Origin of the sequence: Faecalibacterium sp. Marseille-Q4896, from assembly GCF_017377615.1 — a bacterium.
GTDB lineage: Bacteria > Bacillota > Clostridia > Oscillospirales > Ruminococcaceae > Faecalibacterium > Faecalibacterium taiwanense.
The window spans coordinates 161,742-168,092 of record NZ_JAFREG010000005.1 but is presented as its reverse complement, the minus strand read 5'-3'; the positions used below and the strand labels follow the sequence as shown (position 1 = coordinate 168,092).

The 6,351-nt window shown below is 55.5% G+C and carries 5 protein-coding genes and 1 tRNA gene; 2 read left to right on the top strand and 4 right to left on the bottom strand.

The genetic code is table 11. From position 1 onward, the window contains the following. The first annotated feature begins 722 nt into the window (after positions 1 to 722). The gene (locus J3348_RS10130) at positions 723 to 1,499 is read left to right on the top strand and encodes a type III pantothenate kinase (RefSeq protein ID WP_044953371.1); all 777 of its coding nucleotides are present in this window, start codon (positions 723 to 725) and stop codon (positions 1,497 to 1,499) included. A gap of 486 nt (positions 1,500 to 1,985) precedes the next feature. Here J3348_RS10130 and J3348_RS10125 read toward each other — a convergent pair. Beyond that, positions 1,986 to 2,062 (bottom strand) — tRNA-Arg (locus J3348_RS10125). A gap of 161 nt (positions 2,063 to 2,223) precedes the next feature. Between J3348_RS10125 and J3348_RS10120 the strand changes: the two genes are divergently transcribed. Then, positions 2,224 to 3,588: an MATE family efflux transporter gene (locus J3348_RS10120; RefSeq protein ID WP_207698907.1), complete on the top strand. Its 1,365-nt coding sequence runs from the start codon at positions 2,224 to 2,226 to the stop codon at positions 3,586 to 3,588. Between the two features lie 40 nt (positions 3,589 to 3,628). Here J3348_RS10120 and J3348_RS10115 read toward each other — a convergent pair whose 3' ends face one another. From J3348_RS10115 to J3348_RS10105, 3 genes are all read right to left on the bottom strand, one after another. After that, entirely contained in the window at positions 3,629 to 4,657 is a 1,029-nt protein-coding gene (locus J3348_RS10115) for an aldo/keto reductase (RefSeq protein WP_207698906.1), read from the bottom strand. Positions 4,658 to 4,785: 128 nt separating this feature from the next. Then, entirely contained in the window at positions 4,786 to 5,808 is a 1,023-nt protein-coding gene (locus J3348_RS10110) for an ATPase P (protein WP_207698905.1), read from the bottom strand. A gap of 227 nt (positions 5,809 to 6,035) precedes the next feature. Further along, positions 6,036 to 6,351: carbon starvation CstA 5TM domain-containing protein (locus J3348_RS10105; RefSeq protein ID WP_278251697.1), on the bottom strand; the 316-nt coding region annotated here is incomplete at its 5' end.

Here is a 6,351-nt window from a genome sequence, read left to right as displayed (position 1 = left end):
TGTGTTAGGCGCGCCGCCAGCGTTCGTCCTGAGCCAGGATCAAACTCTTTATAAATGATATTTATCACTTAAAAGTGTTAAATCTTGTTCGCTCAGCACGCAATCGCTTGCGTCCTGTGTGAATTACTTTTGGAATTGTTTTTAGTGTTTTTCCAAACACTTAAAAGGTTCCTTACAAGTTTTTCGATATTGTTCAATTTTCAAGGTCCTGTACGCCTCAGCCTTGCGGCTGACGACCTGTTCATTTTACCACCGAAGTGGTTTTTTGTCAAGCCTTATTTTTTAGAAGCTTTTGAACTTTCTGAACTTGGAACGCTTTAAACATCTCAGCGTCAGCTGGCGTTTTTCAGCGTCTATTGGTTCTTTTCAAGGGCTTCCTGCTGTGGCTTTGGAAGTCATTCTTTTGCCTCAGCGCTTGGCGCTCAAGTATAATACCACACACCCGCCTCCTTGTCAACACTTTTTGACGGATTTTTTCCATTTTCTTTGCAGAATAAAGGATCTCCCTGTTTTTCACCCGTTACAGGACGTGCCTTTTTCTTGACAAGACAGTGCACAGAACGTATTATGGAGTTATCCCCGTATCCTGTATGATATAGCTATACTTATTCTATAAGGGAGAAGCGCCATGTCCTGTGTCAACATCCGCGGCGGGCGCGCTATTCGGGTGCGCTATTATATTATATATACATTATATTGCGCTGCAGAGGAGGGCTTTGTTTATGATACTCACCGTCAACATTGGCAACACCCACATCACCGTGGGCGGCTACGAGCAGGATACTCTGCGTTTTTGTGGACGGCTGCACTCTGATACCGCCGCAACGGTGGACGAATACGCCATCCGTCTGGTGAATCTGCTCTCTCTGCACGGTGCTTCGCCGGCACAAATTGAAGGCGGTATTCTGGGCAGTGTAGTGCCCGTGCTGAGCGGCCGGGTTCTTTCCGCTTTGCGTATCCTCTGCAATGCGCGCATCCTGACAGTCGGCCCCGGCCTGAAAAGCGGCATCAAGCTTCGGCTGGACAACCCCGCCCAGCTGGGTGCCGAGCTTTTATGCGGTGCTGTTGCTGCACTGGCAGAGTGTTCCGGGCCGCTGGTGGTGATCTCAGCCGATACCGCTATCTCCATGATGGCAGTCAATGCCAAGCAGGAACTTGTGGGCGGGGTGATCCTACCCGGGCCGCAGCTCTCGCTGAGCGCACTGGTAAAGAACACCGCTCAGCTGCCGCAGATCGACCTTGCCGCAAAGGCTCCTGCATCCATTCTGGGCAAGAGCACCTCTTCCTGCCTGCAGAACGGCTTTGTGCTGGGCACCGCCAGCCTGCTGGACGGTCTGGCGGAACGTTTCTGCGCAGAGCTTGGCCCGCAGACAGCATTCTACGCCACCGGCAATCTGCCCATTCCCATCCGGGAAGCATGCTGCACCCCCATTTTATACCGGGAGACCCTCATCACAGACGGGCTGTACCGCATCTGGATGAAAAACAAAAAAGGATAACTCGAATCCTCCCGGCGCACTGAAAAAAGAAAAACCAGAACACAGATGTGTTTTACGGGTTTCAGGACAGTTCGATTTTTCCCCGGATGAACAGTAGTCCTCTTGTTAGACATTCCTACAGGTTGGCAACCGCAGGCTAAGCAAAGCCGCGCTGTGGCTTTGCTTGCGACGCTGCGCGCCGCCGCCTTGTTCGAATCCTCCCGGCGCACCGTAAATCGCAGCCTGTTGTTAGACATTCCTACACGCTGGGAACCGCGCGCTAAGCAACAGCCCGCTGGGCTGATTGCTTGCCCTGCTGCGCAGGGCCTGACGGGTTGCGTTTGCTGATTTTTCTGCAGCCCCTTGGCAGGGCTTTGAAAAATCAGAACGCGGCCCCAACAACTCCTCCCTGTTTCAGCCGCTGGCTGCGGTCGTCGTCGTTGCTGTTCGAATCCTCCCGGTCGCACAAAAAGAATCCCCGGCACACGAAAGTGTGTCGGGGATTCTTGGTGCGACCGGGAGGATTCGAACCTCTGGCCTTCCGGGTCGGAGCCGAACGCTCTATCCAGCTGAGCTACGATCGCACATATTTATTTCATCGGTGTAAAGTAGTATAGCACAGCCACACAAAAAAATCAAATAGGAAATGTCGATGCTATCTTGCAAAAGCCGCAGCGGCCCATATAATAGAGGGTGTGCCCCGGTGTGCGCGGGCACGGTTTAGGTTAAAGGATAAAAAGAGAACATGAAATCAAATACCATAACACTGACCGAAGGCCCTCTGGCCAAACAGATCTTTCTGGTCAGTCTGCCGCTGGCGCTTTCCAACCTGCTGCAGGTGCTGTTCAACATGTCGGACGTGGCCGTGGTAGGCCGGTTTGCAGGCTCTACAGCGCTGGGCGCGGTGGGTTCCACCAGCATCCTCGTCAGCCTGTTCACCGGCTTCCTGATCGGCTTGAGCGGCGGCATCAACGTGCTGGTGGCCCGCTTCTACGGTGCACGGCACGAGCACGATGTGGAAAAGACTGTCCACTCCGCCGCCATCGTCAGCCTGATCGCGGGTGTGGTGCTGCTGTTCGTCGGCCTGCTGGGTTCCCCCTTCATGCTGCGGCTGCTGAACACCAAGGACGACCTGCTGCCCGGTGCCATCCTGTACCTGCGGGTGTACTTCCTTGGTATGCCCGCTCTGGCCTTGTACAACTTCGGCAACGCTGTGTTCAGCGCCATCGGCGACACCAAAAAGCCGCTGATGTACCTGTCCATTGCGGGTGCACTGAACATTGCACTGAACCTGTTCTTTGTCATCGTGTGCCAGTTAAGCGTCATGGGCGTGGCGCTGGCCAGTGCCATTTCGCAGTGCGTCTCTGCCGGGCTGATCCTGCACGCTTTGACCAAAGTGCAGGACTGCTACGTGCTGGACACCAAAAAGCTGCATCTGGACCCCGCCACAACAAAGAGCATTCTGGGCCTTGGTCTTCCGGCCGGTTTCCAGAATGCCATTTTCGCCATTGCAAACCTGTTCATTCAGGCAGGGGTCAACTCCTTCGACTCTCTCATGGTCAAGGGCAACAGCGCCGCCGCCAATGCCGATGCCATGATCTACGACTGCATGGCCGCATTCTATATGGCCTGTGCAAGCTTTATGAGCCAGAACTACGGCGCTGGCAAGCCGGACCGCGTAAAGAAGAGTTATTTCATCAGTCTGGCCTACTCCTTTGGTGTGGGCCTGATCCTGGGCGGAAGCCTGTTCCTCTTTGGCCGCACCTTCCTTGCCCTGTTCACCACCGAGAGCGCCGTCATTGATGCCGGCATGAAGCGCGTGGGCGTGATGGGCTTTGCCTACTGCATCTCCGCCTTTATGGATTGCACCATCGCCGCTTCCCGCGGACTTGGCAAGACTGTGGTGCCCACCATTATTGTGGTAATGGGTTCCTGCGTGTTCCGGGTGATCTGGGTATACACCATCTTCGCGCACTTTCACACCATTCCCTCGCTGTACGCACTGTACCCCTGCAGCTGGGCGCTGACCGCCCTTGCCGAGATCGTGTACTTCGCACACTGCTATAAGGAATCGATGAGGATTTTTGAGCAGCCAAAAGCTGCCGCATAAAGCACAAAAGCTCCTGTCTGAATGGGCAGGAGCTTTTGTGTTACTGAACTTTTACTTCACCGGCCAGAACGCGCTTGTAATCCTCATAGTTGCGGGCCAGCAGGGCGGGGGTATCCAGACCATATGGGCACTTGGCCTTGCACTGGTTGCAGTGCAGGCAGCCCTCGATCTTTTTCATCTTGGCCTGACCTGCGGGGCTGAGATGCTCTGCCGAGGGCGAACGCCGCAGCAGCAGGCTCATGCGGGCGCAGTTGTTGATCTCGATGCCTGCCGGGCAGGGCATACAATAGCCGCAGCCGCGGCAGAACTCGCCGCACAGCTCGGTACGATCCCCCTCAATGACGGCACGGATGTCGTCGGTCATGCGCGGCGGGTTGTCGATATAGGAGAGGAACTCGTCCAGTTCCCTTTCACGCTGCACGCCCCAGATGGGCAGAACTCCATCGAACTGCGCCTCAAAGGCATAGGCTGCGGCGCTGTTGGTGATCAGTCCACCGGACAGGCCCTTCATGGCGATAAAGCCCATATTTGCCGCCTTGCACTTGTTCACCAATTCCAGCTCCTGCTCACCGGAGATATAGCTGAACGGGAACTGCAGCGTCTCGTACAAACCGCTGTCAATGGCCTCGTGGGCCACCTTCAGGCGGTGGTTGGTGATGCCGATATGCCGGATCATGCCCTTGGTTTTGGCCTCCTGCATAGCCTCGTAGAGGCCGGAGCCGTCGCCGGGCTTCGGGCAGAATGCGGGATTGTGGAACTGGTACAGGTCAATGTAATCGGTGCGCAGGTTGGTGAGTGAGGTGTGCAGATCCTTCCAGAAGTCCTCTGCGTTCTGCGCTGCCGTTTTGGTGGCGATATACACTTCCGTGCGGATGCCGTCAAAGGCTTCGCCCAGCTTCACCTCGCTGTCGGTGTAGGCGCGGGCGGTATCAAAAAAGCGGATGCCTGCCTTGTAAGCCTTGCGGGCCAGATAGACGGCATCTTCCTGCGAGATGCGCTGGATGGGCAGTGCGCCGAAGCCATTTTTGTTCACCGTGATGCCGGTGCTGCCAAGGGTGACCAGATCCATAGCTGTTTCCTCCACTCGTGGGTGTAAAGACTCTCCTTTTTCATTATAAAACGAACGATTCTGCTGTGCAAGAAGTTAGGCAAAGCAAAAGGGCCTTTCCCGAAGGAAAAGCCCTCTTTGCTTACTTTTTACTGATAATCGTGGTTCAGGAACATCGCTTTGATGACCACCACCTCGTCGTATTCCTCCTGTTCCACCTGCACGTCTGCATTCAGGGACTTCAGGCGGTTTTCCACGGCAGTCAAAGCCTCCGGCACGGTGACGGCGCGGCCCTCTTCGATGGCATCGGCCATCTGCTTGAGCACGATGGGATGTGCGTAATGGCTGGGCACCGGGAAGGCACCGTTCGGGTAGTGCTTCACGTATTCTGCCATAGCAGTTTCGGCCTTCTCGGCCCGCTTCATGATGGCGCTGTGGTTGTTGTGGGCGGTGGGCAGCATGTTGTAGCTGGAGAACAGGAAGATGGCTGCAAAGCCAAACAGTGCAAAGTAGATGCCATAGCCGCCGGTGTGGGTGGTAACGGCATACAGGCCGTAGGCCGCGGAGACGATGCCCATAACAAAGATGGCCAGCGCCACATAGCGGTACACCGGCTTGCTCTGCAGCTGGGCACGCTTGCGGCGCTCGGCTGCACTCAGCTCATCGGCGATTTCCGGCTTTGCTTCCAGATATTCCTTTGCCCTGCGCAGCACGGTGATGCTGTGACGGGCATCGTCGGTCAGCTCGCTTTCCGGCAGCTTGCGGGAGGCCTTTTCGGCTTCCTTCTTCTGCAGCATCTGCTCACCGGCTGCGCTGAGCAGATGGATCTGCGGCTGCTCTTTGGCCAGCACCTCCAGCAGCTTGTCCACATCCCGCTCGTCCTTGAAGTTGCACTGCTTCTGCTTGCCGCCATCGTACTCCACCACAAGGTAGGCCATGGAGGCAAACATGCCCTTGCCGGTAAAGCCGCCGGAGCTCATAGCCACCCGCTTGAACACGCGGCTGATGCTGCCATAGGGCAGATAATAGCGGCGATCGATGTAAAAGCTGTTGAGGTACAGCGCCTTTTTGCCAACGCCGCAGGGGCCGATCTTTTTGCAGGACTTTCTGTCCTCCACCAGCTCCTGATTATCAAGCTTTGCCATACCCAGCTGTGCAGGTTTGAAGATCATGGAAGTTCCCTTCTTTACTGTTAGTTTCCGGTCCAGCCGCAGATGCTGCAGCCATTCCAAATAAAATCACCGGTTCTATTTTCGCACTGCAGCCCTCAAAATGCAACCCCTTCTGCTGCTAAGATTTGCACAAAAGGTTTGTCTGTTATGTCAAAACACCCCCGTCACTGCGGGGTGCAGCGGCGGGGGTGTCAGAGTTTAAGGCTTATGCGGTGCGGCAGACATCCTTATGCCTTCTGAGAAGCGGTGTGCTTCTTGGTGGCATGGATGAAGAGTGCCAGCATTGCGATTGCAAAGATGATGCCGATGGGGTATGCAACGGCAGTGTTGTAAGCGACCAGCTTGCCGTCTGCGTAAGTATTGATCATCTTGCCCAGGCACTCAGGTGCCAGCACGAAGTAGGTGCAGGACACAGCGCTCATGAAGGTAGCGGGCACAGCGGTGATCCAGTAGTTCTTCTTCTCCTTGAACAGGTACATGGATGCAGCCCACAGAACGATCATGGCCAGCGTCTGGTTGGTCCAGCTGAAGTAGCGCCAGATC